Annotated in this window: 25 protein-coding genes; 13 read left to right on the top strand and 12 right to left on the bottom strand. The window is 66.3% G+C overall.

Features of this window, described 5'->3' with window-relative positions:
- Positions 1-14 precede the first annotated feature (14 nt).
- The 4 genes from NNX38_RS09840 to NNX38_RS09825 all read right to left on the bottom strand — a co-directional run bounded on the left by NNX38_RS09840 (position 15) and on the right by NNX38_RS09825 (position 2,523).
- Positions 15-836 carry an SMP-30/gluconolactonase/LRE family protein gene (locus NNX38_RS09840; protein ID WP_255797821.1) on the bottom strand — a complete coding sequence of 274 codons (822 nt, stop codon included), beginning with the start codon at positions 834-836 and terminating at the stop codon, positions 15-17.
- Between the two features lie 65 nt (positions 837-901).
- Positions 902-1,492 carry a TetR/AcrR family transcriptional regulator gene (locus NNX38_RS09835; RefSeq protein ID WP_255797820.1) on the bottom strand — a complete coding sequence of 197 codons (591 nt, stop codon included), beginning with the start codon at positions 1,490-1,492 and terminating at the stop codon, positions 902-904.
- A 66-nt stretch (positions 1,493-1,558) separates the two neighbouring features.
- Positions 1,559-2,023, bottom strand: a complete 465-nt coding sequence (locus NNX38_RS09830) for a GatB/YqeY domain-containing protein (RefSeq protein WP_255797819.1) — start codon at positions 2,021-2,023, stop codon at positions 1,559-1,561.
- 47 nt (positions 2,024-2,070) lie between these two features.
- Positions 2,071-2,523, bottom strand: coding sequence for a maleylpyruvate isomerase family mycothiol-dependent enzyme (locus tag NNX38_RS09825; protein ID WP_255797818.1), 453 nt, complete (start codon positions 2,521-2,523; stop codon positions 2,071-2,073).
- Between the two features lie 160 nt (positions 2,524-2,683).
- On the opposite strand from NNX38_RS09825, the gene NNX38_RS09820 reads away from it, so the two are divergent.
- From NNX38_RS09820 to NNX38_RS09800, 5 genes are all read left to right on the top strand, one after another.
- A complete protein-coding gene (locus tag NNX38_RS09820; RefSeq protein WP_255797817.1) occupies positions 2,684-3,136 on the top strand; it encodes a Fur family transcriptional regulator in 453 nt (150 codons plus the stop codon).
- Between the two features lie 125 nt (positions 3,137-3,261).
- Positions 3,262-3,570, top strand: a complete 309-nt coding sequence (locus NNX38_RS09815; protein WP_255797816.1) for a hypothetical protein — start codon at positions 3,262-3,264, stop codon at positions 3,568-3,570.
- A gap of 106 nt (positions 3,571-3,676) precedes the next feature.
- On the top strand, positions 3,677-5,266 hold the full coding sequence (locus NNX38_RS09810) for an ABC-F family ATP-binding cassette domain-containing protein (protein WP_255797815.1): 1,590 nt from the start codon (positions 3,677-3,679) through the stop codon (positions 5,264-5,266).
- Positions 5,267-5,331: 65 nt separating this feature from the next.
- Positions 5,332-6,636 (top strand): sodium:proton antiporter, encoded by a 1,305-nt coding sequence (locus NNX38_RS09805; RefSeq protein WP_255797814.1) that lies wholly within the window; start codon positions 5,332-5,334, stop codon positions 6,634-6,636.
- 48 nt (positions 6,637-6,684) lie between these two features.
- Positions 6,685-7,416 carry a YqjF family protein gene (locus tag NNX38_RS09800; RefSeq protein WP_255797813.1) on the top strand — a complete coding sequence of 244 codons (732 nt, stop codon included), beginning with the start codon at positions 6,685-6,687 and terminating at the stop codon, positions 7,414-7,416.
- On the opposite strand, the gene NNX38_RS09795 is transcribed toward NNX38_RS09800, so the two are convergent.
- From NNX38_RS09795 to NNX38_RS09775, 5 genes are all read right to left on the bottom strand, one after another.
- A complete protein-coding gene (locus NNX38_RS09795) occupies positions 7,365-7,925 on the bottom strand; it encodes an SRPBCC family protein (protein ID WP_255797812.1) in 561 nt (186 codons plus the stop codon). The two genes, NNX38_RS09800 and NNX38_RS09795, sit on opposite strands and share 52 nt — an antisense overlap.
- 154 nt (positions 7,926-8,079) lie before the next feature.
- Positions 8,080-10,395 (bottom strand): alkaline phosphatase, encoded by a 2,316-nt coding sequence (locus NNX38_RS09790; protein ID WP_255797811.1) that lies wholly within the window; start codon positions 10,393-10,395, stop codon positions 8,080-8,082.
- A 112-nt stretch (positions 10,396-10,507) separates the two neighbouring features.
- Positions 10,508-11,128 (bottom strand): L-threonylcarbamoyladenylate synthase, encoded by a 621-nt coding sequence (locus NNX38_RS09785; protein ID WP_255797810.1) that lies wholly within the window; start codon positions 11,126-11,128, stop codon positions 10,508-10,510.
- An 83-nt stretch (positions 11,129-11,211) separates the two neighbouring features.
- Positions 11,212-12,798 (bottom strand): HNH endonuclease signature motif containing protein, encoded by a 1,587-nt coding sequence (locus NNX38_RS09780; RefSeq protein ID WP_255797809.1) that lies wholly within the window; start codon positions 12,796-12,798, stop codon positions 11,212-11,214.
- Positions 12,799-13,114: 316 nt separating this feature from the next.
- Positions 13,115-14,089, bottom strand: coding sequence for a glycosyltransferase family 2 protein (locus tag NNX38_RS09775; RefSeq protein WP_255797808.1), 975 nt, complete (start codon positions 14,087-14,089; stop codon positions 13,115-13,117).
- A gap of 96 nt (positions 14,090-14,185) precedes the next feature.
- On the opposite strand from NNX38_RS09775, the gene NNX38_RS09770 reads away from it, so the two are divergent.
- The 3 genes from NNX38_RS09770 to NNX38_RS09760 all read left to right on the top strand — a co-directional run bounded on the left by NNX38_RS09770 (position 14,186) and on the right by NNX38_RS09760 (position 18,721).
- Complete coding sequence (locus NNX38_RS09770; RefSeq protein ID WP_229952025.1) at positions 14,186-14,419, top strand: zinc-ribbon domain-containing protein; 234 nt, start codon at positions 14,186-14,188, stop codon at positions 14,417-14,419.
- Between the two features lie 276 nt (positions 14,420-14,695).
- Positions 14,696-16,333: a ribonuclease J gene (locus tag NNX38_RS09765; protein ID WP_255798162.1), complete on the top strand. Its 1,638-nt coding sequence runs from the start codon at positions 14,696-14,698 to the stop codon at positions 16,331-16,333.
- Between the two features lie 336 nt (positions 16,334-16,669).
- Positions 16,670-18,721, top strand: a complete 2,052-nt coding sequence (locus tag NNX38_RS09760; protein WP_255797807.1) for a transglycosylase domain-containing protein — start codon at positions 16,670-16,672, stop codon at positions 18,719-18,721.
- Between the two features lie 2 nt (positions 18,722-18,723).
- On the opposite strand, the gene NNX38_RS09755 is transcribed toward NNX38_RS09760, so the two are convergent.
- Positions 18,724-18,975: a hypothetical protein gene (locus NNX38_RS09755; RefSeq protein ID WP_255797806.1), complete on the bottom strand. Its 252-nt coding sequence runs from the start codon at positions 18,973-18,975 to the stop codon at positions 18,724-18,726.
- A 130-nt stretch (positions 18,976-19,105) separates the two neighbouring features.
- Between NNX38_RS09755 and NNX38_RS09750 the strand changes: the two genes are divergently transcribed.
- Entirely contained in the window at positions 19,106-20,446 is a 1,341-nt protein-coding gene (locus NNX38_RS09750; RefSeq protein WP_255797805.1) for an alpha-amylase family glycosyl hydrolase, read from the top strand.
- Here the strand turns inward: NNX38_RS09750 and NNX38_RS09745 are convergent.
- Both NNX38_RS09745 and NNX38_RS09740 read right to left on the bottom strand, forming a co-directional pair.
- Positions 20,443-21,192 (bottom strand): SDR family NAD(P)-dependent oxidoreductase, encoded by a 750-nt coding sequence (locus NNX38_RS09745; RefSeq protein ID WP_255797804.1) that lies wholly within the window; start codon positions 21,190-21,192, stop codon positions 20,443-20,445. The two genes, NNX38_RS09750 and NNX38_RS09745, sit on opposite strands and share 4 nt — an antisense overlap.
- Positions 21,176-21,889: a TetR/AcrR family transcriptional regulator gene (locus tag NNX38_RS09740; protein WP_255797803.1), complete on the bottom strand. Its 714-nt coding sequence runs from the start codon at positions 21,887-21,889 to the stop codon at positions 21,176-21,178. The genes NNX38_RS09745 and NNX38_RS09740 overlap by 17 nt, the downstream gene beginning before the upstream one ends.
- Positions 21,890-22,214: 325 nt before the next feature.
- On the opposite strand from NNX38_RS09740, the gene NNX38_RS09735 reads away from it, so the two are divergent.
- The 4 genes from NNX38_RS09735 to kdpC are packed head-to-tail and all read left to right on the top strand — an operon-like array spanning position 22,215 to position 26,772.
- Positions 22,215-22,304 carry a potassium-transporting ATPase subunit F gene (locus NNX38_RS09735; RefSeq protein WP_227921892.1) on the top strand — a complete coding sequence of 30 codons (90 nt, stop codon included), beginning with the start codon at positions 22,215-22,217 and terminating at the stop codon, positions 22,302-22,304.
- Complete coding sequence (gene kdpA / locus NNX38_RS09730; protein ID WP_255797802.1) at positions 22,304-23,965, top strand: potassium-transporting ATPase subunit KdpA; 1,662 nt, start codon at positions 22,304-22,306, stop codon at positions 23,963-23,965. The genes NNX38_RS09735 and kdpA overlap by 1 nt, the downstream gene beginning before the upstream one ends.
- Positions 23,966-23,967: 2 nt before the next feature.
- On the top strand, positions 23,968-26,118 hold the full coding sequence (gene kdpB, locus NNX38_RS09725) for a potassium-transporting ATPase subunit KdpB (protein WP_255797801.1): 2,151 nt from the start codon (positions 23,968-23,970) through the stop codon (positions 26,116-26,118).
- A 45-nt stretch (positions 26,119-26,163) separates the two neighbouring features.
- Complete coding sequence (gene kdpC, locus NNX38_RS09720; protein WP_255797800.1) at positions 26,164-26,772, top strand: potassium-transporting ATPase subunit KdpC; 609 nt, start codon at positions 26,164-26,166, stop codon at positions 26,770-26,772.
- Positions 26,773-26,775: the final 3 nt, after the last annotated feature.

Here is a 26,775-nt window from a genome sequence, read left to right as displayed (position 1 = left end):
TCGGGTCAGCGGCGTCAGCGGACCCGCAGGCCCAGGACCTGCCCGGTGCCGGGGGTGGCCGGATCCATCACCGCCGGCCACTGGGCGGTCAGCATAAACAGCAGTCCGCCGTCGTTGCCTCCGATGGCGCAGGAGAAGCAGCCCTGGTCCAGCTGCACCGTTTCCAGCACGGTCCCGCCCTCCCGGACCCGGACGCAGCGTTCGCCGGGCACTTCGGCGAACCAGATGCCTCCGGTGCCGTCCCAGCAGATGCCGTCGGGGGCGCTGCCCGAGACCGCTGCCCATTCCCCGGCAGGCGTGAGGGCGCCGTCGTCGGCAATAGCGAAGGACGTCAGGCGGCCGGCGTGGGACTCGGCGACCACGAGGCTGGCGCCGTCGTCGGAGACCAGCATGCCGTTGGGGAATGCCAGGCCGTCAGCCACCTGCACCACTGAGCCGTCCGGCCGGATGAGCGCGACGATCCCGCTGCTCTGCGGGTCGGCCGAATAGTCGTAGCCCAAGCCGTTCACATAGATGTTGCCGGAAGGGTGCACGGCAATCTCGTTCCAGGGGTGGTCCGACAGTCCGCTCAAATCCGCGTGCGGGACCAGTCCTGCATTGGGAATTTCCAGGAAGACGGTTCGGTCCGTCCCGGAGACCACGGCCATCCGCCCGTCCGGCAGCCAGTCAAAGCTGATGGGGAAGGACGGCACCGCCGTCACCCGCCGCACGTCCCCGTCCGGGCTCAGTGCGGAGATGGTCCCCGCCGTCCAGTCCGCGAACCAAAGTTCGTCGGCGTGCCAGCGGGCGGATTCACCCATGCCGATCCCGGAGACCAGCGTTGTCGGTTCAGCCATGCTGCACCTCGCTTGTTGAGGTTCGGGCTTCCAGTATGCCGGGCACCCCGAGGCGGATAACAGGGCTAGGGCTCCGCGGGTACGGCGGCGCCCAGCATCCGCAGCGCCAACCGGCTGTGGTGTTCCCCGATGCCGGCCGCGGTCTGCCGTCCGTCGCTGCGGTACCAACGCGCCACGTCCACGCAGAGGGAGAGCAGGGCCAGGACGGCAAGGCCGGTGTCCTCGATATCGAACAGGCCTTCCTGCCGTCCGCGGTCGACGACGGTCCGGAACTCCGCGTCCACGGACCGGCGGATCTTCAGCACCTCGGCCCGGTGGTCCTCCGTGAGGGCGGCAAGCTCGAAGTTCACCACGCTGGACTTGGTGCGGTTGGCTGCCTGCCACTGGACGAAGTCGCGCACCATGGTCGAGATCTGCTGCACCGGATCGCTGCTTGAAGCGGCACCGGAACGGACCAGTTCCAGGGTGCGCTCGTGTCCGAGGCGGGAAATGCTGTAGAGCAGCTCTTCCTTGGAACGGTGGTGGACATAGACGGCGCCGGGGGTGACCCCGGCGGCCGTGGCGATGTCGCGGGTGGTGGTGCCGTGGAAACCCTTCGCCGCGAAGGCCTCCGTGGCGGAATCCAGCAGGCGCTGGCCCGTACCTGTTGCGGGCACCTGTACCTCCGGATGATCAGCGGAATGAGCGTTCAGCAACCAGAGTAGCAGTGGGACCGGCTGCCGCTAGGCGAGTCGGGAACGGACGATCTCGCTCACGGTCTTGCCGTCAAACCGTCCGGCCACCTTCGCGGTGACGGGCTTCATGACCTGTCCCATCTGCCGCATCGACGGCTCTTCCCCGCCGGCACGCAGATCCGCGATTGCTTCATCCACAATGGCTTCCACGTCGGCCCGGGTCAGGGGAGCGGGCAGGTAGGCTTCGATGATTTCCGCCTCGGCCGCCTCGGCGGCAGCACGCTCGGTCTCACCGGCCGCCGTGTAGATCCCGGCGGTATCGCGGCGCTTGGCTGCTTCCTTCTGCAGCAGGGACACGATCTGGACGTCGTCGAGCTCCACCGGCGTCTTCCCCGACTTCTCCCGGGTAGTGATTTCGCCCAGTACGTTGCGCACGGTGGTCAGGGCCACACGGTTGCCCGACTTCATGTGCGTCTTCATGTCCGCCTGCAGCTGCTCTTTCAAAGTGCCCATGGTCCCTCGTCCTTACGGTGATGTACTACTTTCCTTTCCATCGTCCCCTATCCGGGCGGGTCGAGCTCCACGGGGCGCCCGGACACGGTGAGCAGCAGGTCCAGGGCATCGGCTTCGATCTCGGTGCCGGCGCCCCACGCCGTCCCGGTGCGCCGGTCGACCAACCGCAGGCCCGCAGCCCGCTCGCGTCCTCCGCCGAACGCAACCGGGGTCCGGACCTGGTAGGCAAGGGCCTGGACAACCGCGGGTTCCGGATAGCTTCCGACGAGGCCGAGGGGCAGGCGGTCGAAATTCAGGCGTGCGCCGAGCATTCCGCGTACGAAGCCAACCCTGCCGGTGCGTGCCGTGTCAACGAGATGGGCCAGGACATCATGGACGCTCCACCCGGGACAGAGCGAGGGCACCTCCCACTGTTCGGCCCGCAGCGGGGAGAGGTCCGCAGCGAGACGCCGCCGCTCAGCGTGTACGGCCTCCCAGACTGCCGCCGTGGACTTCCGCAAGCCGGCTCCTTTGGTTGATAAGCACTCGGTACCCAAGGAAACTAAAGCATTTCGCCAGCGTCAACGCCTTCTTGCGGCGGCGGTCACAGCGTCCGGAATCACAGCGCAAAAGGGCCATAGTTGTCTTGAGGCAATCAAAACAACTGTTAGTGTTTTAGGTATGCAGAACGCGGCGGAAACAGCAGAAACCCTGGCCGGAAACATCCGGTCAGCGGGGCTGAAAGCCACGTCACAGCGCGCTGCAGTGCTGGGAGCACTGCAGCGGGAACCGCATTCCAGCGCCGACAAGGTCCTGGCTTCCGTCCGAGCGGAACTGCCGGGCATTTCCGCGCAGGCCGTCTACGGCATCCTGTCCGCCTTTACCGAGGCCGGACTGGCCAGGCGGGTGGAGCCCGCCGGTTCGCCGGCACTGTACGAGTCGCGGGTGGGGGATAACCACCACCACCTGGTCTGCATCCGCTGCGGAGCCATCAAGGACGTCGACTGCGTCATTGGCCAGGCACCCTGCCTGACCCCGTCGGACGACTCCGGCTTTACCGTACTGGCTGCCGAAGTAACCTTCAGCGGCATCTGCAGCACCTGCGCCAAGCAGGCGGATTCCTCCGCCCGCTAACGCGCACCACCGCCCATACCTACGGCGGGCACCAATCAACGGCGACACATCCCGGGCTGAACGCTGCCCAAAAACCTGCCGCCGCGGCCCGAGTCTCACCCCAAGCGTCAACTGAGGAGACACCCATGACTACCTTGCTCAACCGAAACACCGCCGCGGCCACCACCGAAACCGCCGCCCCCCGCACAGCCGCCGCCGAAAGCACCCCGGCTCCCACGGCTTCTGCCGAACATGCCGCTTCGGCAACCCAGCCCCGTCGAGTGGGCACCTACACCAGCCGCTACGACTGCCCGCTGGGCACCCCGCGTGCCGAGGGGACCTACGTCTCCACCGGCCGCCGGGCGCTCACCCGCCCCCGCAACCTGGGCAGCTACGTGGACACCTCCACACACCTCAACCGCCGCCCCCAGGGCAGCTACACCCTGCGCGGCTAGTCCGGGCCGGCAGGCCGGCCTCCCGCCGCTGCGGCCGGCAGCAGCGGATAGGATGAATGGTCGTTGTCCCGCGGGGCGAGGAAACCAACCCCTTTGAGAGGACACCATGAGCCTGATCCGGCTGCAGGACGTCAATACTTCCTTCGAGAACAAGCAGGTGCTGCGTGAAGCGTTCCTGCGGCTCGAACCCAAGGACCGGATCGGCCTGATCGGCCGGAACGGCTCCGGCAAATCCACCATCCTGAAGCTGGTCCTGGACCAGGTGCAGCCCGACTCCGGTACCGTGACCGTGGAACCGGGCGTGAAGATCGGCTACTTCTCCCAGTTCTCCGAACTGGACGGCCAGGCGAGCATTGCCGAGGTCCTGGACTCCGTCTTCACGGAAATCAAGGACGTCGAGGCTGAGCTGGCGGGCATCGATGAAGCTATTGCTGCAGATCCCTCCGGCAAGGAAATGGACCGGCTCATCCGCCGCCAGTCGGAACTGTTCGAAACCATGGACCGGCTCGATGGCTGGGACTATCCGCGCCGCATTGACAGCGTGCTCACCACCCTCGGCTTCACCGCCGCGCACCGGATCTGCCCCATCGACGCCCTGTCCGGCGGCTGGCGGAACCGTGCGGCACTGGCGAAGATCCTGCTGGAGCAGCCCGATGTGCTGCTGCTCGACGAACCCACCAACTACCTGGACGTGGCCGGCGTCGAATGGCTTGAGGGCTGGTTCCGCGACTTCCGGGGAGCGGCCATCATCGTCTCCCACGACCGGAAGTTCCTCGACGCCGTCGTAACCCGCATCATCGAGGTGGAGAACTTCCACCTGCACGAATACCCGGGGAACTTCGCCGAGTATGTGGTGCAGAAGCAGTTCCGCTTGAAGAACCTCCAGGCCCAGTTCGTCCACGAGGCGGAACTGCTGGCCTTTGAAGCCGAAGGCATTGCGGACCGCCGCGAGGCGGCCAAAGCCGGCGGGCGGCTCAGCACCCAGCTGGCCCGCATCAAGAAATCCCGCGCGCCCCGGCCCGTGGATGAAATCATCACCGGCATCTACGACGGCCTGCACGTCAAGGACGTACTCGGCCGCGTCCGCGGTGTGTCCAAGTCGTACGGGGAAAAGGTGCTCTTCGAGGACCTGAGCTTCGAGGTGAACAAGGGGGACCGCATCGCCGTCACCGGAACCAACGGCAGCGGCAAGACCACGCTGCTGCGCGTGCTCACGGGCGAAGAACAGCCCGACGCCGGCGACGTCACCTGGCCGAAGGGGCCGGCCATGGTGTCCTACAACAAGATGCTGGCGGAACTCGACGACGCCGACACCGTCACCCACGCGGTGAACTCGCTGCCGGGATCCCTCGCCTTCAGCGCCACGAAAAAGTCCGTCAACCGCTTCCTGACGATGTTCCAGTTCTCCGAAGCGGACCTGGTACAGAAGATCGGCAACCTTTCCGGCGGGCAGCGCGCCCGCGTCGCCATGGCCCAGTGCCTGCTTTCGGGCGCTCCCGTCCTGCTGCTGGACGAACCCACCAACCACCTGGACATGTCCAGCACGCAGGTCATGGAACGCGCCCTGCTGCATTTCCCCGGCGCCGTCATAGTGGTCAGCCACGACCGGTTCTTCACCGAAAAAATCGCCACCCGCTGGCTCGTCTTCGGTGCCGAGGGAGCGGAGCCCGGGCAGGTCACCATCCGCGAAGCCTAGGGGAGCCGACGCCGGTTCGGCGCGGCACCTGTCGGGGCGCCCGATGCCGAAGGTAATGTCGGGGGGTGTTTGACGGACCCAGCCTTGTCTTCCTTGCAGCCGGCCTAGCAGTTTTCCTTGCAGCCGTGCTGCCCAAGGTGCTGCGCAACGTTCCGGTTTCCATGCCCATGGTGTTCCTTGGTGCGGGCATCCTGACGTTCAGCCTCCTGAAGGACCTGCCGGACCCGGACCCGGTGCGCTATGGAGAATTCACCACGCACCTGACCGAGGTGTGCGTGATCATTTCCCTGATGGGCGCGGGACTGGCACTGGACCGGCCGGTCGGCTGGCGGCGGTGGTCCACCACCTGGCGGATGCTGGGCATTGCCATGCCGCTGAGCCTGCTGGGCCTGACCCTGCTGAACCTGTGGATCCTCGGACTGGGCCTGGCAGCGGCCGTCCTGCTGGCCGCGGCGCTGGCCCCGACCGATCCGGTCCTGGCTTCCGAAGTGCAGGTGGGCGAACCGGCCGACGACGAGGAAGAGGACTCGGAGCACGAAGCCGAGGACGAGGTCCGGTTCGGCCTGACTTCCGAAGCCGGGCTGAATGACGGCCTGGCCTTCCCGTTTGTCTACCTGGCCATCGGCATGAGCCTGGTGGGGACGGCGCCGTCGGACTGGTTCCCGCACTGGATCGCCGTGGACGTTTTCTGGCGGATCGGCATGGGCGTCCTCCTCGGCCTCGTCACCGGCAAGGTCCTGAGCCGCCTCTTCTTCTCCGCGCGGCTGGAAAGCATCCGCCTTTCCAACCACTCCGAAGGCTTTGTGGCCCTGGCGGCCACGTTCCTGGCCTACGGCATCACCGAGATGCTGGACGGCTACGGTTTTGTTGCCGTCTTCGTCTGTGCCGTCACCATCCGGGCCGCTGAACGCACCCACGGCTACCACCGGGTGCTGCACAGCTACGTGGAGCAGCTGGAGCGGCTGCTGACCGTGGTCCTGCTGCTGCTGCTCGGCGGTGCCATTGCCCGCGGACTGCTGTCGGGCGTCGGCTGGCGCGAGGTGGCGGTGGCCGCCGCATTCCTGCTCTTGGTCCGGCCCCTCGCCGGATGGGTGGGTCTGCTGGGCGGCCGGCCCGGCCCCCGCGAGCGGATGGCTATCGCCTTCTTCGGAGTCCGCGGCATCGGCTCCCTCTATTACCTCGGTTACGCGTTGGGCAAGGGGAACTTCGACGACGCTGAGCAGCTGTGGGGCCTGCTTGGCCTGGTGGTGGCCTCATCCATCGTGCTGCACGGGATCACGGCAGCACCGGTGATCAACCGGCTGGACCGCATCCGCCGCAAGACGGCCGTGGAACGCTTCGGCGAAGAACGGCCGGATACGGCGGTCTAGCCCGAGCCTGCCCTTTCCGCCCGGCCGGCGCGCTGTTACCTTGGCGCCATGGGTACCCCCGTCCACGGCACGGAGGATCCCTGGCCCGCGGGACCAAGGGTGACGCCGCCGATACTGATGGCCCAGACCTGGGCCGGCACGGTTTTCCTCCACTGGCGCATTCCCGCGTCTGCTGCCGCCCCGTACATGCCGCCCGGCGTCGAACCGGATGTCTTCCACGGTTCCACCTGGGTGGGGCTCATCGGTTTCCGGGCGTCGCAGACCGAGCTCGGCAGGGTCCCCGTGCCGTTTTTCGGATCCTTCACCGAGGTTAATGTCCGCCTGTATTCGCGCGGCAGGGACGGCAGCCGGGGCGTGCTGTTCCTGAGCCTGGATGCCTCGAGGCTCGCCCCGGTGCTGGCCGCCCGTTCGCTGCGCATCCCCTACGTCTGGTCCCGCTGCCGTCCCACCCGTTCGGGGTGGGGGGTGGGGTACGACGTCGAGCGGTTCGGGAGGCAGGCCCGCTCGTCTTTCGCGGCGGTGCCGGACTATGCCCGGCAGGCTGATGATGAGCTGTCCGTCCTGCTCACGGCACGCTTCGGACTGCACGCGGCTTTCGCCGGCCGGACAGCGTTCATTCCCATCTCGCACCGGCCGTGGCCGCTGCATCCGGCACGGCTGACGCACTTTCACGATGAACTGGTGCCTGCGGCCGGACTTCCCGTCGAGGGGCCGCCGGACACGGTGCATTACTCGCCCGGGGTGCGGACCTTGTTCGGCAGTCCGCGACGGGTGGCCTGAGCCAGCTCCCGGCGCAGGCCGCGTTCGCCCTGCCGCATCAGCAGCGAGTGGGCGGCAGTGAAGGCCGGCCGTGCCACGGGGGTGAGCAGGCGCATCCAGCGCCGGGTGGGCCGTACCCGCCAGTCGATGTCCATCCGGGTCTGCGCCGCACCACCGGGGGCGTTCCCGGTGGTGGCTGCCGCCACGGGGAACAGGCGGATCCTGCCGGTGCCCGCCAGGTCTCCGCCGGCGTCGAACTCTATGATCCGTGGCCGGACCGCGGCGGTGGGTTGGATGGTGATGGACAGGTCGTAGCCCAGAGCGGCACGGAAGCGCAGACGGACGGTAGTGGCCAGCAGTTGTGACGTTGGGTCTGCGGTATCGGCCCCCGGGTCGGTGGCGAGGTCCTGGAGCGTGCAGCCGGGCCACCAGCGCGGCCAGCTCATTTCCGGGCTGGCCACGGTCTCCCACACCGTCTCGGGGGTCGCATTGAGCAGCCAGCTGGAGGGGAGGATGTAGAGACCGGGCATTAGTTCAGCATGCCATCCGGAATCTGTCCTGCCGAAACGGCACCGTACTTGGACAGCACCGTACTTGGACAGCACCGTGCCGGGACCGATGCTTCGGTCCCGGCACGGTGTCCGGTGTTTGGCCGTTCTTTGCTGCCCGAGTCCTTGAAGGAACTCAGGGGCGGTAGGCCCGGGGCAGGTCGAAGCCCCGCTCCTCCATTACCGCGCGCAGCCGGGTGGGGTAGTCGGTGATGAGTCCGTCGACACCCAGGTCAATGAGCCGGTGCATGTCTGCCAGCTCATTGACGGTCCAGGGAATGACCGGCAGGCCGAGTTCGTGTGCCTCGGCGATCATCTCCGCTGTGACGGTGGTGTAGATGGGGGACAGCACGTCGTAACCCTGGGCATGGGCGGCACGGGCCACGGACCCGCCGAAGTCATCTATATCGATTCCGCCCAGCTGCGGCGCTGCGCCCGGCTGGCCTACGCCGAGGTCTTTTGGCGTGCTGGCCAATGCCACCCGCGTCAATTCCGGGGCGATCCGCTCGAGCAGGTTCAGGGTGGACCAGTCAAAGGACTGGATGGTGGTGCGGCGTTCCCGGTTCGCATCCCGGACCACGTCCACCACCGCCTCGGTCAGGGCCACACTGCCCGGCCCGCCGGCCTGGCCCTCCTCAACCTTGGTTTCGACATTGAAGTGGATTTTGCGTGCACCGTACTCGCGGGCGAGGCGGTAGACATCGCTCAGCTCAGCAATCCGGTTGCCCTCCGCGACATCCTGCTCCGGGTAACCCGGCAGCTGCTGGTAGCCGCAGTTCAGGGTCTGGAGCTGCAAAAGGCTCAATTCCGCTACGCGGTCGCCCACGTAGGGGAATTCCGGATCCCCGGAAGTGGCAGGGGCCGTATCAGCGCATTTTGTGGTCAGGATGATGTCGTCGTGCCAGACGATCACCCGGCCGTCCTCGGTCAGGTGCGTGTCCAGTTCCAGGGTGGTGACGCCCAGTTCCAATGCGTGTGCGAAGGCTGCCAGGGATTCTTCGGTTACTTCTCCGCGTCCGCCGCGGTGCGCCTGGAGGTCAAAGTCCCGTTCCGTGCCGGAGCGCATCACCGAAACCATGACATCGAAGATGTTGGTGTTCTCGTAGACGCCCGTCAGCATTTCTGCGCCGGGTCCCATCGCGGTCAGGGGTACGTCGTCGCCCGTATGGCCGCCGGTAGTCCAATCGATCTGGAACTGCTGGTCGGAACCAGCGACGTCGAACGGACCTTCCTGCACCGGGCTGTCCGGGTTGGAAGCATCCCCCAGCGGTTCGATGGTCATACCGCCGGTCTGGTGGTCGCCCACCGTGATCAGCAGGGTATTGCCGTCCTGCTCGGCGAACTCCTTGGCCAGGGCGACGGAGTTGTCGAACTGAATGCCGGACTCGATGGTCAACGCCCCGTTATTGACATGGCTCATGGCGTCGATGCCTTCTTCCTCCACCATGAGGAAGAAGCCGTTGTCATCCTGGTTGTTGTTCAGGACGTCAATGGCTTTCCGGGTCATTTCGGTCAGCGGAACCGTGGGCTCATAAGCCTCTTCGACGTCGTCCCCGTACTGGAACATCTCCTCGTTGGCGAAGAGTCCCAGGAGCATGTCGCTATCTGCCGCCTGCAGGCCGGGCAGATCCCAGACGTATTCATACCCCAGGTCTTGGGCCTCTTCCACCAGGTTGCCCTCGGTGCCGGCACTTTCCTCGGATTCGTCCTCTGCGGGATTGTCGGGGTACCTGCCCGGATTGCCCGCCGGGTACCAGTAGTCCTCGCCGCCGCCCAGGATCACTTCCGGGTGGGAACTGCGCAGGAACTGGGCAGCGATGGCGCTCTGCTCATCCCGGTCCAGTACATGCGAGCCGAAAGCGGCGGGGGTTGCATCCGTAACCTGGGCGGTCGTAACCAGTCCGGAGGACTTTCCGAGCCGTTCGGCGATTTCCAGCGCCGAGGTCACGGGCTGCTGCTCCAGATCCACACCGATGGCGCCGTTGTAGGTTTTCACCCCGGTGGCCATGGACGTGGCCGCAGCGGCCGAGTCGGTGATGAAGGTGCCGGGATCCGCGGAGTTGGTGTGGACCCGGCCCACCGCGGGCAGCGAATCCATGGCCAGTTCCCCGCTCAGGCCTACCGAGGCCAGCCGGATGGCGTCGCGTTGAGCCGTCCCCATCCCGTCGCCGACCATCAGGATCACGTTGACGGCGTCGTCGTTCCCGTGCCCGCCGCCGTCGTCTGTCGGTGAGGGGGTCGGGGTCTTCGTTGGTGTGGGTGTTCCGGTAGGGGACGAGGTGGGTGTGGAAGTTGCGGTGGGAGTGGCTGTGGAAGTCTTGGTGGGTCCGGGGGAGCCGGTGGGATGGCCGCTCCCGCCGCCTATGCCCGGAAGCCCGGTACCTACGCCGCATCCCGCCAGGACGCAGATACCCAATATCGCCGTTGATAGTGTTTTAGCCGTCTTCTTCATGTGGTTTCCCCTGCGAGTGCCTAGCGATGGTTCCCCCTGACGCGTGCCAGACTTCGTGCATGCCAAGGGAGAGTCAACCGCAGGAACCGATAAAGGTTCCGGGCCGCAGGGGTTACTCGAAGGGCGTCGGATCTCCGGTTCCGCGCCGCACGATTTCCGGCGAGTCGCCGGAGAAATCGATGACTGTTGTGGGCTCGGGGCCGCAGAACCCGGAATCGATGACGGCATCCACCTGGTGGTCCAGACGCTCCTTGATTTCCCAGCCCTGGGTCATGGGATCCTCGTCGCCGGGCAGCAGCAGTGTGCTGGAGAGCAGCGGTTCGCCGAGGCCGTCCAGGATCGACTGCACCACCGTGTTGTCCGGGATCCGCACGCCGACTGTCCGCTTCTTGGGCTGGAGCAGCCACTTGGGCACTTCCTTCACCGCCGGCAGGATGAAGGTGTAGCTTCCGGGGGTGGCGGCCTTGATGCTGCGGAACACCGAGTTGTCCAGCTGCACGAACTGGCCCAGCTGCGCGAAGTTGCGGCAGACCAGGGTGAAGTGGTGCTTCTCGTCCAGCTGACGGATCTGCCGGATGCGTTCCAGTCCCTCCCGGTTGCCCAGCTGCACTCCCAGCGCATAGCAGGAGTCGGTGGGGTAGGCGATCAATCCGCCGGATTCGAGCAGGTTCACTATCTGGCCGATGGCCCTGGGCTGCGGGTTTTCCGGGTGTACGTCAAAGTATCTGGCCATCTCCACAGCCTACCGGTGGCGGCCGCTGACCGGGACTGACGGGGACTGCCGGCGAGCGCTCGCTGTCCGACGACGCCGCCCGGCTATGCAGCCCGGATCAGATCCACCACTATCCTTTCGACGGCAGAGAGGCCCGCCTCAACAGGAGCACCTGCCAATGGCGGCGCAGTGGAACGATATGTGTGTCCGGTTGGGGTGGAGGTCTCCACCGTGTGGGCGGGTAGTGCGGGTGAGCCTTGCCCGGCCACGCCCGCCGCGCCGGTTTCTGCACCGGTTGCAGATGTTGCGCCGGGAGGTTTGATTACCTTTGCAGACCAGCCCGGCGCTTCCTTGGCGTGGTTGCACGCTTCGCAGAGTCCTTGTCCGTTCACGAGGCTGGTGGGACCTCCGTCGCTGTGCCGCCGGACATGGTCGAACGCTCGGATTGGAGCACCACACCACGGCATCCGGCAGGTGGCGTCCCGTGCAGCGATGAACCGGGCCAGGGAGGTGGGGAACAAGCGTGCCCGGGCGTCCATAGCGACCAGCTCGCCGGTTTCCGGAGCCGTGTACAGCCTGCGGATGAAGGTCTGGACATCCTTGGCGGGTCTGTCGCTCCGATCCCGAGGACGGCCCCTGTTCGTGCCGCCGGGCGGGGCGTCGCCGGTGCCATCGACGTCACGACCGGCGTTCTCCCTGAACCGGCTCTCGCCCTTGCCCTTGCGGTTACGGTCATCGCGAACGGCCTTGGCCCCATCCCGGTTGCGGACCAGATCCCTGGCCCATTGCGCCGGAACCGGACCATAGCCAGGAACGAAAGCCGGTTCTGATTCTCCGGCCAGCAGTGTCCGGTCCGTCATCACCAGCTGGACCTCCACCTTCATGGCGTCCGCCTGTGTCTGACCGGTGATTCGGCCTACAAGTGTGTCCGCCATGATCTGGCCGCGGGTACGCCCGTCCCCGGCGGCAGTCAGCCGATCTGCCTCACGGGAGAGGGCAGCGTAAACGCCTACACCCTGGGCGACCGGCAGAAGTCCCGTCAGATACGTCATGGTGTCCGGCGCGGGACGGCAGGAAACGAAACGTTCGGATGCAGCCTTGGCCGCCCGGTTCACGGCAGCCTGCGGGTCCAGCCGGTAAGAGGCACCCCTGGTGCGGGAAATCAGCTGCCGATCTCCCAGGGTTTCCAGCAGCTCCGGATCCCCGGCCACTTCCGCATCCACGCGCTGCCGATCTTCTCTGCTTAGGCACGCGGTTTCACGCACCAGCAGTGTGGCCCGCCATTCGCTGATCTTTCCGTGGCTCAGGGCGTAAAGGGTGCAGGGCATGTCCTGTGTAAGGGCCTTGGCGAACCCCAGCAGGCGCCCGCCGCGGTTCGCCGATTCCCTCCGGGCCAAAGCCATCTGCGAAGCAACGCCCCATCCCTGCTTGTCCCTAGGTACTCCCTCCAACGCCTGCTTCCGGCGCTGGGAGGCGTCAAACGCCGCGGCGGCCCGGGCCTGCGCTGCCGATGCTGCTGCCTTCAGCTCTTCCAGGGCACGAATCCGGTCGATCAGCTCTGTGTCCGGCTCTGGGGCATGCTCAGCGTCGCCATCCTCACTCAAAACGCCCACCCATGCGTTCACTGAGGCGCTGCTGACACGGGAGGGGTCAGCTCTAAAGTGGTGTTCCGCCGGACGATATTCGAACATGTGTTCGAGTCTATCGACGGTAAGCGGCAAGGAGAAGGAGGGGAATACCTGAACTACTACCTGTCTTTGCGGTCCGCTAACCGGGGTCAAATGCCTGGCTGGCTGATTGATTGCTCGTGCCGGGGGTGGGTGCCGCCCCCCGGTGGGGGCTCATAGGCGGAAACCTGTCCTGAGGTTAGGCCCCGGAGTTCAGCACTCGCAGGCGGGCTCCCGACTCACCCTGGAGTTGAGCGCTCGCAAGACGAAGACCCTCCCGGCTTACCCCGACCTTCGGCGCTCGCAGGCGGACTCCCGCCCGACAGCCCCCGAAGAGCCCCTAACCCAACCCCCGAAGCTCCCGGATCCGGCGCACCGAGTGCGCAGCCGTCCTCAGCCGCGCACCTGAGTAGGGAATGCCGCCCCGCAGCCGCCAATACACGGCCAGCCAGACACACAAGGCCCGCTCAACCAGCCACAGTGGAGCCCACAGCGCCGACGCCGGGCCGAACACCTGCCACCCGCCGTCGCGACGTCGCCCGTATTCCGCGGCTGCGGTGGCGGAGACGGCCAGTGCCGCCAGGCGCAGAGGCTTCCGGGCACTCCAGCACAGCACCGGAAGCAGCGACAGCTCGGCAGCCAGCCGCAGCGGCTGGGCAAAATCGTCGTAGGCCTGACGCACGCGCTGCCGGAAGAAGAGCGCTGTGGAGGAGGGGAGCCGGGCAACAAACAGGTCATCGGCACGCACCTCCAGACCGCCGGCCGCCCGGACGGTACGCAACAGTTCGAGGTTCTCGAACAACACGTCCCCGCTGTAGCCGCCGGCCTGCCGAAGGACCTCGGTCCGCACCGCGAGCGTTCCCGGGTAGTCGGCACCGAACGCACGGTTCAGGAGGATGCGGCCGGTATCCCACCGGGCATGCCACGGCAGGGGAGAGGACGAGGAAAAGTAGTTCTGTGGACGCACGACGTCGGCCGCCTCCAATAGTGCGCAGATCCGCTCCAGCTGCTGCGGCGTGTAGCGGACGTCGTCGTCGGCAATGATGAGCTGCTGCCCCTCGGCCAGGTCGACGCCGGTGAGGACGCCGTCGACTTTGCCGTTCCGGCACTCGGGGTGCTTGGGCCGGCAGTGGAGCACCCCGGCAGGAAAGGCCCGCTCGTGGCGGGAGTACAACTCGTCGCCGGAACCGTCCACCACCAGGACCCGCACGTGCCTGCTCAGCAGTTCCAGATATTCCACCAGCTCGTTCAGGCCGGTGTCCTCTGCCCACTTCAGCGGCAGCAGGTACTCCAGTTGGGGGAGGCGGCGTTCCATGCCCGAAAGATATCCAACACCCCGGTTGGTAAGCAACCTTAGTAAAAGCCGCGTGTCCGCATGCCCCGGCCCGCCTGCCCGACGTAGAGTGGTCTGATGTTCGTGCTCATTGGATTCAAGACCGTGCTCTCATCACTCTTTTCGCGGCCGGCCACCTGCCAGTACTGCGGCGTCTACGCAGAGCAGTATGTGGAAGAGCGCGCCAACCGGTTGACGCTTTTCTTCATCCCCGTCCTCACCACCAGCCGCCGCTACGCCTTTACCTGCTCCAACTGCGGCCGCAGCACCGGGATCAACAAGTCGCAGAAGAACGCCCTGCAACGGGGCTGAGCCGTTTCCGCACCGAAGGAATCAGGCCGCCGAACACCCTCCGGAACCGCCCGAGACTCTCCGGGAGAGCCGGGTGTCCCCGGCGCGCCGGAAAAGTCAATAGAATGAAAGAAGCACAACAGCTGTCGGCCCTGTTCTGGCCGCACCACAGACTTCCGGAATGCCGCCGTACGGCTGCCGTTCCACCCTGCAATCCGCTCCCCAACGAAAGAACCCTCATCCGTGAATAGAACACCTGCCGTCCTGAAAGCCCCCCGGGAACTCGCCAAGGGAACCATGCGTGTCATGAACCTCGGCGGCCTTGGCGAAATCGGCAGGAACATGACCGTTTTCGAATTCGACGGCAAGCTGCTGATCGTCGACTGCGGCGTGCTCTTCCCCGAAGAAGAACACCCGGGCGTAAACCTGATCCTGCCGGACTTCACCGCCATCCGCGACCGCCTGAACGACGTCGTCGCCGTGGTCCTGACGCACGGCCACGAAGACCACATCGGCGGCGTGCCGTACCTGCTTCGTGAGCGCTCCGACATCCCCATTGTCGGCTCCAAGCTGACCCTGGCGTTCATCGAGGCCAAGCTGAAGGAACACCGGATCAAGCCCAAGCTGATCCAGGTCAAGGAAGGCGACCGCCGCACCATCGGCGGCTTCGACCTTGAGTTCCTCGCCGTGAACCACTCCATCCCCGACGGCCTGGCCATCGCCATCCGCACGGCGGCCGGCATGGCGCTGCACACCGGCGACTTCAAGATGGACCAGTTCCCGCTGGACCGCCGCATCACCGACCTCACCGGCTTCGCCCGGCTGGGCGTGGAGGGCGTGGACCTGTTCTTGACCGACTCCACCAATGCCGAGGTCCCCGGCTTCATGGCTTCGGAGAAGGAACTGGCCCCGGCCATCGACACCGTGTTCCGCACCGCCCCGCGCCGGATCATCGTTTCCAGCTTCGCCAGCCACATCCACCGCATCCAGCAGGTCATCGACGCGGCATCGCGCTACAACCGCAAGGTCTCCTTCGTGGGCCGCTCGATGATCCGCAACATGACCATCGCCGAGGAACTGGGCTACCTGAACATCCCCAAGGGCATCCTGGTGGACTTCAAGTCGCTGCAGCGCACCGATGACCACAAGGTGGTGCTGATCTGCACCGGTTCGCAGGGCGAGCCCATGGCTGCCCTGTCCCGCATGGCCAACAAGGACCACCAGATCCGCATCCACGAGGGTGACACGGTGTTGATGGCCAGTTCGCTGATCCCGGGTAACGAGAACGCCATCTACGGCATCATCAACAACCTGACCAAGATCGGCGCCAATGTGGTGCACAAGGGCAATGCCAAGGTGCACGTCTCCGGCCACGCCAGTGCCGGCGAACTCGCCTACTGCTACAACATCGTCAAGCCGCGCAACGTGATGCCGGTGCACGGCGAATGGCGCCACCTCAAGGCCAACGGAGCCATCGCAGAGGCGACCGGAATGGATCCCCGCGACGTGGTCATCGCGGAAAACGGCATGACCGTCGACCTGCGCCGCGGCCGTGCCACGATTTCCGGCAAGCACCAGGTGGACCTGGTCTTCGTGGACGGCGACAGCGTCGGCCATACCACCGAGGAGACCCTGAAGGAACGCATGCAGCTGGCCGAGGAAGGCGCCGTCACCGTCCTGGCCCTGGTCGACGCCGACACCGGCACGATCGCCGAGCCCGCCGAGTTCTTCACCAAGGGCTTCACCTGCAAGCCCGAGGACCTGCGCAAGGCGGAGGAAGCCGTGGAGAAGGCCCTGGCCAACGCCGCCGCGGGCAGCCGCCGCGGACCGAAGAGCGAGGACCTCGAAGACGTCATCGAGCGCGCCGTCGCCAACTGGATGCGCCGCTTCTACAACCGCACGCCGGCGATCACCGCGATTGTCGTTGACGCCTAAGTCGCCGCAGCTGTGAGGCTTTAGCCAGCACACCAAAGGAGGGGCCGTAAGTCGCACCAGCGACCTGCGGCCCCTCCTTTTGCACTGCGCGAAGTGCGGGTTTGCTGTGATCTTGTTCTCGCAGGGCTTCCGGGTCGGCCCCGGTGCGGGTTGCCCGGAGCGCGGAGCGGCACCGGCCCGATCCCAGTGCTGGAGCGGGATTCCGGCCCGCTTCGGGGACGCCGGATCCACCCGCCTTTACCCGATGTGACTCATTCGGTCAAGACCCTTCACAGACAAACTCGATAACTTGTAGGGATGCGTCCCCCCAAATCCTCATTCCTCGAGAGACTTTCCGTGCCCGGACGGTTAGTCGCGTTCCTCCTCGTAAGCCTGCTGGCCGGCGTGTTGGCCGCCAGCACCCTGATCCCCATGACGGCAGTCGCAGCCACGGGCACGGACATGGCCGTCGGAGTGCTGGACCAGCTGCCCGACGAGCTGGAAACCGGCCCCCTGGACGAGGGATCGAAGATCTACAGCGCCGACGGTGTGCTGCTGGCCACCTTCTATGCCCAGAACCGGGTTCCGGTGGAGCTGGACGAGATGTCGCAGAGCATGCAGGACGCCATAGTCTCCATCGAGGACGCGCGCTTCTACGAGCACAACGGCATTGACTTCATGGGGATTGCCCGTGCCGTGGCCTCCAACGCCTCGGGCTCGAATACGCAGGGCGCCTCGACCCTGACCATGCAGTACGTGAACAACGTGCTGATCAGCCGTGACATCGCCTCCGGCAAGGGCGGCAGCGACCTTACGCTCAGCGGTACCAAGGACATGGGGGACAAGCTCCGGGAAGCCAAGCTCGCCGTCGCCGTGGAAAAGGAGTACTCGAAGGAGGAGATCCTCGAGGGCTACCTCAATATCGTGCTCTTCGGGGGACAGACCTACGGTGTGGAGGCTGCGGCTCAGAGCTACTTCGGCATCTCCGCCTCGGAGCTCAATCCGGCACAGTCGGCCATGCTGGCCGGCATGGTGCAGTCGCCCAGCCATTACAACCCGTTTACCAACCCCGAGGGGACGCAGGCACGCCGGGACACCGTGCTTGCGGCCATGCTGAAAAACGACAAGATCAGCCAGGCCGAGTATGACGAAGCGGTGGCAAGCGGACTGGACCTGAACCCGCAGACGGTGACCTCCGGATGCACGGGAGCCGAGATGGCCCAGTACTTCTGCAGCTATGTGGAACAAACCATCCTGCAGTCGGAAGCCTTCGGCGCCGACGTCAAAGAGCGCGCCAAGCTCCTGGCACGGGGCGGGCTGACCATCAGGACCACCCTGGACTCGAGGCTGCAGTCGCAGGCACAGAAGCAGATCGAAGCCCAGGTTCCGGTGGGGGATCCCTCCGGGGCCGGCTCTGCCATAGTTTCCGTGGAACCGGGTACGGGCAAGATCCTTGCCATGGCCCAGAACACCGAGTACACGCCGGAGCTTGGCAACGGTAAGACCCAGCTCAACTTCAACGTGGACGCGGACATGGGCGGCACCCCCTACGGTTTCCAGCCCGGCTCCACCATGAAGCCCTTCACCACCGCGGCCTGGCTGGCGGCCGGCCACGGACTCAACGACACCATCGACGCCACGCGCACGTCCTACCCGGCAGGCTTCGACTGGAAGGCCAGCTGCCTCGGCCCGAATGCGGAGTTCGACGAATGGAAATTCAAGAACGCCTCCGAGGGCTTTGAGAAGAAGATGACCGTTGCGGAGGGCCTGCGGCAGTCCGTCAACACCGCCACGGTGGCGCAGGCAGCCCAGCTCGACCTGTGCGACATCCGGGATACCGCCACCAGCATGGGTGTCCACCGTGCAGTGGACGGGGAACCCCTGGAAGTCACCAGTCCCTCCTTTGTCCTCGGCGGACAGGAAGTCTCCCCGCTGACCATCGCTTCGGCCTACGCCACCTTCGCCAGCGGCGGCGAGTACTGCAAGCCCACCGCCCTCACCGAGGTGACCGACGGTTCCGGCAACGCCTACGACGTCGACTCAGGCGAATGCACCCGCGCCATCAGTGCGGATGTGGCCGCCGCCGTGACGCAGCCGCTGCAGAAACTGGTCGAGGGGTCACCGGGCAGCATCCACCCCATCGGCGTACCGGCCGCGGCCAAGACCGGCACCACCGACATGTCCGAGCAGACCTGGACCGTCGGCTACACCACCGGCATTGCCACGGCGTCCTGGGTGGGGAACTGGAACTCCTACTCCTCCCTGAACAACCAGGAGATCAACGGCGTCACCCGCTCCTACGTGGACGGATCCGCCATTGCCGGTGCCCAGTGGACCGACTACATGAGCGCCGTTGCCAAGCTCTACGAAGCGAAGGACTTCCCCTCCGTTCCGGACAGCATGCTCTAGGGCTAGATGCAGGTGCCGGTGTAGGGATCACACAGGGACTGGCCGGTGGGGACGGCGGCAACGCCGTCGCCGCCGGAGACCAGCCGGAGCGCACCCATCTCTTCGAGGGCGGTCAGCACGTTGAGGGTTTCAACCCCGCCCAGGTCAAACTCCTCCGCGATGTCCTGCGGCTGGACCCTGCCGTAGCGGCGGACGTAGTCAATGACGCGCTGCTGGGTGGAAAGCTCGGGCTTGGAATCGGCTGTTGAGGCCATGGTGTCCTTCTCTTGTCCGGTTGGTTCTCCTGTTTTAAGCGCCGCGAGCCGGGAGGAAATTCCCGAAGGTAAGCGTGCTGATGGCAGACTGTAAGAGGCATTACTCCACCACGCGAAGGGAACTAAACGCATGACGACGCCGGACTGGGTGGAGCACGTGGTGTGGTGGCAGGTCTATCCGCTGGGCTTTGCCGGAGCGGAAAAGTCTGCGCTCCCGGAGCAGGCCCCGGCGCGGCACGGGCTGGCGCAGCTGGTCCCTTGGCTCGATTACCTCGTGGAGATGGGGGCCTCCGGGCTTGCCCTCGGGCCCGTGTTTGCCTCCGAAACCCACGGGTACGACACCACCGACTATTACCGGATCGATTCCCGGCTCGGCGACGATGCCGACTTCGACGAACTGGTGGCCCAGGCGCACGCACGCGGGATCAGGGTGCTCCTTGACGGCGTCTTCAACCACACCGGCCGCTCCTTCGCCCCCTTCCGCCAGGCGCTCGAGCAGGGCCCGGGGGCGACGACGGCGGACTGGTTCAGCTTCATCTGGCCGGACGGCTGGACGCCGGGCACGGAGCCCGGGTATCGAGACTTCGAGGGCCATCACCACCTGGCGGCCCTGAACCATGCCGAGCCGGCGGTGGCGGACTTCGTGGCCGACGTGATGAAGCACTGGCTGCGCCGAGGTGCCGACGGCTGGCGGCTGGACGCTGCTTACGCCGTGCCGTCGTCGTTCTGGGCGCCCGTGCTGGATGACGTCCGCACGGAGTTCCCCGACGCCTACTTCGTGGGGGAGTACATCCACGGGGACTACCCGGCGGAGGTACGCGCCGGGCACCTGGATTCGGTGACCCAGTACGAACTGTGGAAGGCCGTCTGGAGTTCGCTGGCGGAAGCGAACTTCTACGAACTGTCCGCGGCGCTGGAGCGGCACAACACGTTCCTGGACACCTTTGTGCCGTTGACCTTTGTCGGCAACCATGACGTCACCCGTATCGCCAGCCGCCTGGCGCCGTCGGGCCGGCTCGCACACGCACTGGTGCTGCTGTTCACCCTGCCGGGCACCCCGACGGTGTACTACGGCGACGAGCAGGGCTACCGGGGCGACAAGGAGGACCGTGCCGGAGGGGACGACGACATCCGTCCGTCCTTCCCGGCTTCCCCCGGGGAGCTTTCGGCCGTGGGGCAGCCGCTGTACCACCTGCACCAGGAACTGATCGGCCTGCGCCGCCGGCACCACTGGGTGCATGCCGCCCGCACGCGGGTGCATTCGCTGGCCAACGAGCAGCTGGTCTACGAGGTGTTCGACGCCGCCCACTCCCTGTTCGTGGCCATGAACCTTGAGGACACGTCGGTCACCGTACAGGTGCCCGAAGCTGCCCGGGACGTCCTGGCCGGCGCGGGCGGGCTGGACGTTCCGGGCAGGCGGCTGGCCCTGCCGGCGAAAGGCTGGGCAATCCTGGCGCCGACCGGCGGCTAGTACAGCTTGATGGTTCCGCCGTCGGCCATGAGGGTCTGGCCGGTCAGGTACTGCGAATCCTCGCTGGCGAGGAACACCACGATGGGGGCAATGTCCGTTTCGGGATCGCCCAGGCGGCCCAGGGGAACGCCGTCGACGACTTCCTGGTAGGCCTCCGGGAAGGCCTGGCTCCACTGGACGATGCCGGGGGTCAGGGCGACGGGGGAAACCACGTTGACGCGGATGCCGTCCACGGCCCATTCATTGGCGGCCGTGCGGGAAATGGCGCGGATGGCTTCCTTTGCCGCGGCGTAGGCCACCTGGTTCGGCAGGCCCTTGATGCCGGCGCCGGAGCCGAAGTTGATGATGCTGCCCCGCGTCTTCTTCAGTTCCGGGTATGCGGCACGCATCAGGTGGAAGGTTGCCATGGTGCCCGTATTGAAGGACAGGTCCCAGATCTCCGGCGTGGTTTCCATGATGGGCGCCTGCTTGGACGCGTGCGCGTTGTTGACCAGGATGTCCAGGCCCCCGAAACGCTCGACGGTTTCGGCAACGATGGCAGCGGCGTTCTCGGGCTTGGAAATGTCCTTGGCGATGAAAATGACCTCGCCCTTGCCCTCAAGATCGGCCAGCAGCTTGTCGCCCTGGGCCTGGTCGATGTCCACCACAGCGACTTTGGCGCCTTCGGCAAGGAAACGGCGGACAATGCCCTGGCCGATTCCGCCGGCCCCGCCGGTGATGATGGCGGTCTTATTGCTGAGTTTCATTTTCTTCCTTCCATGAAACCGGGCGGGTAGGGCCGCCCGGAGCTTTGTTGAGGTCCTGTTCGACGCCGGCAATGAAACTGGCGACGAAGAAGTCCAGTGAGCGGCGCGAGCCCGAATAGCTGATGCCCCGGGCCTGGAACCGGGCCGCCTGCGGGTGCTGCGCGACGGCGTCCGGCGCCCAGCGGAGGTGGCCGTCCGGCCCGGGGCCGTCTGCCTTCCCCGGGGGGCCGAAGTGGGCAGCGGCCGTGATGGACGCAGTGCCGATCACGGCCGCGGAAATGCCCAGCAGGCAGTCGAAGCCCTCGTCCTCGGTCAGGCCGGCCGAGACCAGCCGGGAGAGCACCAGCTCCACCTCGGCCGGGGTGGCCATGTTCACGAGCCGGCGCGGAGTCAGCACAATGCGCAGCAGCCACGGGTGGGCGGTGAAGGCCCGCCACTGGGCATCGGCCAGGTGGCCCAGGGTTTCCTGCCACGACAGGTTCCGGGCAGGCAGGAGCGCGTAGTCCTTGGTGGCGGCATCGGCCATCAGCAGCAGCAGTGCGCTGCGGTCCGCCACATGGCGGTAAAGTGCCATTGCTGAAACCCCGAACTCCGCCGCAACCCTGCGCATGGAAACGGCATCCAAGCCGTCCGCGTCCGCTATCCGGACTGCGGCCGCAGCTATCGCGGCGGGGCTGAGGGGGTGGTTCCTGGACACGGCAGTTCCTTCGGTGGTTGTCAGTTTACAGTGTATACCGCGCCGGCCCGGCCTCTTCCCGCCTCGGTGTCCCGGCGTCGCAATAGGCCGTTTGCATGCGCATTCCGTAAGGGTTTGGAGTGCCGGCGTGAGGAAACCGTGAGGATGGCCTTTTACGCCCGGGCCAGGGCATCTAATCGAATGCGGCACAAGGTGTGCCCGTGCTGCCAAAGCGGCGGCACGCTCAACGGCTGGGGGCAATTCCCGTGCTTGACGTTTTATTTGTAGTGGGCTTCGTAGGGCTTTTCGCTGCGTTTGTCCTGATGGCCGGGGCGGTGGAAAAGCTGTGATCGTTTTCAACGTCCTTGCACTCTGCCTCGGGGTGGCGGCCGTCGGCTATCTCCTGGTGGCACTTGTCCGACCGGAGCGGTTCTGATGGGCGGCTGGGTAACGGCCGCACAGGTACTCAGCCTGGTGGTCCTGCTCGCGGCGGTCTACCGGCCGCTCGGCGACTACATGGCCCGGCTCTACTCCTCCGAGAAACACCTCCGTGCGGAGCGCGGCTTCTACCGCCTGATCGGAGTGGACGGTTCCTCCGGCCAGGCCTGGCAGAGCTACCTGCGCGGAGTGCTGGTTTTCTCCGGGGCCAGCATGCTCCTGCTTTACCTGCTGCAGCGCCTCCAGCACCTGCTGCCGGGCTCGCTCGGCCTTCCGGCGGTGCCCGAGGCCCTGTCCTTCAACACTGCGGCTTCCTTCGTGGCCAACACCAACTGGCAGTCCTACTCGCCCGAGGTCACCATGGGCTACGCGGTGCAGATGGCCGGCCTGGCGGTGCAGAACTTCCTGTCCGCAGCTGTGGGCCTGGCCGTGGCCGTGGCACTGATCCGCGGCCTGGCCGGCCGCAACTCGTCCACCATCGGCAACTTTTGGGTGGATTTGACCCGCAGCGTGCTGCGGCTGCTGCTGCCCGGGGCTTTCCTGGGCGCCGTGGTGCTGATCCTCGGCGGCGTGATCCAGAACTTCAACGGCTTCACCTCCGTCACCAACCTTCTCGGCGGAACCTCCACGATCCCCGGCGGGCCGGTGGCCTCCCAGGAAGCCATTAAGCTGCTGGGCACCAACGGCGGCGGCTTCTTCAATGCCAACTCCGCGCACCCGTTTGAAAACCCCAGCGGGTGGACCAACCTGGTGGAAATCTTCCTGATGCTCGTCATCCCGTTCAGCCTGCCGCGCACGTTCGGCACCATGGTGGGGGACCGCAGGCAGGGTTACGCCATCCTGGCGGCCATGGCCTCCATCTTCACGGTTTCCCTGGCGGCCATGACCGCTTTCGAATTCGGTGCCGCGGACGGTGCAGCCGGTTCCATGGAAGGCAAGGAACAACGGTTCGGCATTGCCGCGTCGACGCTCTTTGGCTCCACCAGCACGCTGACGTCCACCGGTGCGGTGAACGCCATGCATGACAGCTTCAGCCCGCTGGGCGGCATGATGGCAATGCTGAACATGATGCTCGGCGAAGTGGCGCCGGGCGGCGTCGGGTCCGGGCTCTACGGCATGCTGATCCTGGCGATCATCACCGCGTTTGTGGCCGGGCTCCTGGTGGGACGCACTCCCGAGTACCTCGGCAAGAAAATCGGCCCGAGGGAAATCAAACTCGCCAGCCTCTACATCCTCACCATGCCCACCCTGGTCCTGGTCGGGACGGCGCTGAGCTTCGCGGTTCCCGGCATCCGGGCAGACATCGAGGGCACCTCCATCCTGAACACCGGACTCCACGGCTTCAGCGAGGTCCTGTACGCCTTCACGTCGGCAGCCAATAACAACGGCTCCGCGTTCGCCGGACTCACGGCCAACACCCCGTGGCTGAACACCGCACTCGGCGTGGCCATGCTTGTGGGCCGCTTCCTGCCGATGGTCTTCGTGGTCGCCCTGGCCGGAGCCTTCGCCGAGCAGGGCAAGGTCCCCGCTTCGGCCGGCACCCTGCCCACCCACCGGCCGCAGTCCGTGACGCTGCTGTGCGGCGTCACCGTGATCGTGACTGCACTGACCTTCTTTCCCGTACTCGCGCTGGGTCCCCTGGCGGAAGGACTGCAATAACCATGTCCACACTTACCAAACCCCTGGAGTCCGAAGCGGCTTCGGAAGGGGCTCCCGCCGCCCGTGGCATAACCGCAGGCTCGCTGGCCGCCGCCCTGCCCGGAGCCTTCCGGAAACTGGACCCGCGGCTGATGGTCCGCACCCCGGTGATGTTTATCGTCGAAGCGGGTGCCGTACTGATCACCGCGATCGCCGTCGCCGAGCCCTTCCTCGGCGGCCCGCAGGACTCCGGCGGCACCCCCGTCCCCGGTGCTTTCTCCTGGCTGATTGCCGGCTGGCTCTGGGCCACCGTCATCTTTGCCAACCTCGCTGAAGCCGTGGCCGAGGGCCGCGGGAAGGCGCAGGCGGCCAGCCTGCGCAACAGCCGGGCTACCACCACCGCCTACCGGCTGGAGGGTTACGACTCCGGCCGCGATCCCGCCGGCCTCGGGGCAACCATCTCGGAGGTCCCCTCGGCCGACCTTGGGCTGGACGACGTAGTGGTGGTCGAGGCCGGGCAGATCATCCCCGGCGACGGCGACATCATTGACGGCATCGCGTCCGTGGACGAGTCGGCAATCACCGGCGAATCCGCCCCGGTCGTCCGCGAATCCGGCGGCGACCGCTCGGCGGTTACCGGCGGTACCCGGGTCCTGTCCGACCGGATTATTGTCCGGATCACCAGCAAGCCCGGGGAAACCTTCGTAGACCGGATGATCCGGCTCGTTGAAGGCGCCGCGCGGCAGAAGACGCCCAACGAAATTGCCCTGAACATCCTCCTGGCCACGCTGTCGCTCATCTTCATCGTGGTGGTGCTGACGCTGAACCCGCTGGCAAGCTACTCCTCCGCCACGGTCAGCATCCCCGTCCTGGTGGCCCTGCTGGTCTGTCTGATCCCCACCACCATCGGCGCGTTGCTTTCGGCCATCGGCATTGCCGGCATGGACCGCCTGGTCCAGCGCAACGTCCTGGCCATGTCCGGCCGAGCGGTAGAGGCCGCCGGTGACGTCACCACGCTGCTGCTCGACAAGACGGGCACCATCACGTACGGCAACCGCCAGGCCGCCGGGTTCATCCCGATCAACGGCACCGACAGCACCGACCTGATCGACGCCGCCGTGTTGTCCTCCTTCGGTGATCCCACCCCGGAGGGCAAGTCCGTGGTGGACCTGGCCGCCGCGAAGGGCTGCCGCCCGGAACCGCCGGCCGGCTCCACCAGTGTTCCCTTCACTGCCCAGACGCGGATGAGCGGCATGGACTTCCCCGACGGGGCGAAGATCCGCAAGGGCGCCTCCGCCGCCATCCTGGACTGGACGGCGGAGTCCGGCGGCATCGACGTCGACGTCCTCATCGCGGTCGAGGACCAGGTCAAGAAGATCTCCACCGGCGGCGGCACTCCGCTGCTGGTGGCCGTTCGGGACGCCGACGGCGGCACCCGGGTGCTCGGTGTGATCCACCTGAAGGACGTGGTCAAGGACGGCCTGAAGGAACGCTTCACGCAGCTGCGGGCCATGGGCATCCGGACCGTGATGATCACCGGCGACAACCCTTACACCGCCAAGGCCATTGCCGCCGAGGCAGGCGTGGACGACTTCCTGGCCGAAGCCACCCCCGAGGACAAGATGGCCCTGATCCGCCGCGAACAGGCGGGCGGGCATCTGGTGGCCATGACGGGCGACGGCACCAACGACGCCCCGGCGCTGGCCCAGGCCGACGTCGGCGTGGCCATGAACACCGGCACGTCCGCGGCCAAGGAAGCCGGCAACATGGTGGACCTGGACTCGGACCCCACCAAGCTGATTGACATTGTCGGGATCGGCAAACAGCTGCTTATTACCCGCGGCGCCCTGACCACCTTCTCGATCGCCAACGACATTGCCAAGTATTTCGCCATCATCCCGGCGATGTTCGTGGGGATTTTCCCCGGCCTTGCCGCACTGAACCTGATGCAGCTCCACTCTCCGGCCTCGGCCATCCTCTCCGCGGTGATCTTCAACGCGGTGATCATCGTGGCGCTGATTCCGCTGGCGCTGCGCGGCGTGAAGTACCGGGCTGCCGGATCCTCCTCGATCCTCAGCCGCAACCTGCTGATCTACGGGGTGGGCGGCGTGATTGCGCCGTTCATCGGCATCAAGCTCATTGACCTGCTGATCAGCCTGGTCCCGGGGTTCTGACATGGCAACCATCATCCGCACCATCCCCTTTACTAGGAGCAGGAAATGAACCCCGTCCGCAGCAGCATGCGCCAGCTTGGCGTCTCCCTCCGCGCCCTGGCGGTGCTTACGCTCCTGCTCGGCGTCGTATATCCGCTGGCAGTGGCCGGGATCGGCCAGGCCGCTCTGCACGGCCGGGCCAACGGTTCGATGGTCAGCAGCGGCGGCAGTGAAGTGGGATCCGAGCTGATCGGCCAGCCGTTCACGGACGCCGACGGCGCGGCGCTGCCCGAGTGGTTCCAGTCCCGGCCCTCCGCAGCGGGGGACGGGTACGACGGCGGTGCCTCCAGCGGTTCCAACCTCGGCCCGCTGAGCGAGGACCTGGCCGCCGCCGTAACGGAGCGCCGGGCCGCCGTGGCGGAGCTGGAAGGTGTGGCTCCGGAAGATGTCCCCGCCGATGCCGTCACGGCATCGGGATCCGGACTGGATCCGCACATCAGCCCGGAATACGCCCGGATGCAGGTAGACCGGGTGGCCGCCGAACGCGGACTGGATCCGGAGCAGGTGCAGGCCCTGGTGGACGAGGCCACGCAGGCACCGTTCGCCGGAGTTCTCGGGAGCAGTACCGTCAACGTGTTGCTTTTGAACATTTCGCTGGCGGAGCTGGACACTTAGTCC

It is taken from the genome of Arthrobacter sp. zg-Y238 (genome assembly GCF_024385525.1).
GTDB classification, from domain to species: Bacteria; Actinomycetota; Actinomycetes; order Actinomycetales; family Micrococcaceae; genus Arthrobacter_B; species Arthrobacter_B jinronghuae.
This window is presented reverse-complemented; position numbering and strand designations above follow the sequence as displayed.

Coding starts and splice junctions, on each gene's coding strand:
- kdpB (WP_255797801.1), top strand. CDS start 23,968: ATGTCCACACTTACCAAACCCCTGGAGTCCGAAGCGGCTTCGGAAGGG.
- NNX38_RS09775 (WP_255797808.1), bottom strand. CDS start 14,089: ATGGAACGCCGCCTCCCCCAACTGGAGTACCTGCTGCCGCTGAAGTGG.
- NNX38_RS09820 (WP_255797817.1), top strand. CDS start 2,684: ATGCAGAACGCGGCGGAAACAGCAGAAACCCTGGCCGGAAACATCCGG.
- kdpA (WP_255797802.1), top strand. CDS start 22,304: ATGGGCGGCTGGGTAACGGCCGCACAGGTACTCAGCCTGGTGGTCCTG.
- kdpC (WP_255797800.1), top strand. CDS start 26,164: ATGAACCCCGTCCGCAGCAGCATGCGCCAGCTTGGCGTCTCCCTCCGC.
- NNX38_RS09745 (WP_255797804.1), bottom strand. CDS start 21,192: ATGAAACTCAGCAATAAGACCGCCATCATCACCGGCGGGGCCGGCGGA.
- NNX38_RS09750 (WP_255797805.1), top strand. CDS start 19,106: ATGACGACGCCGGACTGGGTGGAGCACGTGGTGTGGTGGCAGGTCTAT.
- NNX38_RS09785 (WP_255797810.1), bottom strand. CDS start 11,128: ATGGCCAGATACTTTGACGTACACCCGGAAAACCCGCAGCCCAGGGCC.
- NNX38_RS09795 (WP_255797812.1), bottom strand. CDS start 7,925: ATGCCCGGTCTCTACATCCTCCCCTCCAGCTGGCTGCTCAATGCGACC.
- NNX38_RS09830 (WP_255797819.1), bottom strand. CDS start 2,023: ATGGGCACTTTGAAAGAGCAGCTGCAGGCGGACATGAAGACGCACATG.
- NNX38_RS09790 (WP_255797811.1), bottom strand. CDS start 10,395: ATGAAGAAGACGGCTAAAACACTATCAACGGCGATATTGGGTATCTGC.
- NNX38_RS09765 (WP_255798162.1), top strand. CDS start 14,696: ATGCGTGTCATGAACCTCGGCGGCCTTGGCGAAATCGGCAGGAACATG.
- NNX38_RS09770 (WP_229952025.1), top strand. CDS start 14,186: ATGTTCGTGCTCATTGGATTCAAGACCGTGCTCTCATCACTCTTTTCG.
- NNX38_RS09780 (WP_255797809.1), bottom strand. CDS start 12,798: ATGTTCGAATATCGTCCGGCGGAACACCACTTTAGAGCTGACCCCTCC.
- NNX38_RS09810 (WP_255797815.1), top strand. CDS start 3,677: ATGAGCCTGATCCGGCTGCAGGACGTCAATACTTCCTTCGAGAACAAG.
- NNX38_RS09840 (WP_255797821.1), bottom strand. CDS start 836: ATGGCTGAACCGACAACGCTGGTCTCCGGGATCGGCATGGGTGAATCC.
- NNX38_RS09755 (WP_255797806.1), bottom strand. CDS start 18,975: ATGGCCTCAACAGCCGATTCCAAGCCCGAGCTTTCCACCCAGCAGCGC.
- NNX38_RS09815 (WP_255797816.1), top strand. CDS start 3,262: ATGACTACCTTGCTCAACCGAAACACCGCCGCGGCCACCACCGAAACC.
- NNX38_RS09800 (WP_255797813.1), top strand. CDS start 6,685: ATGGGTACCCCCGTCCACGGCACGGAGGATCCCTGGCCCGCGGGACCA.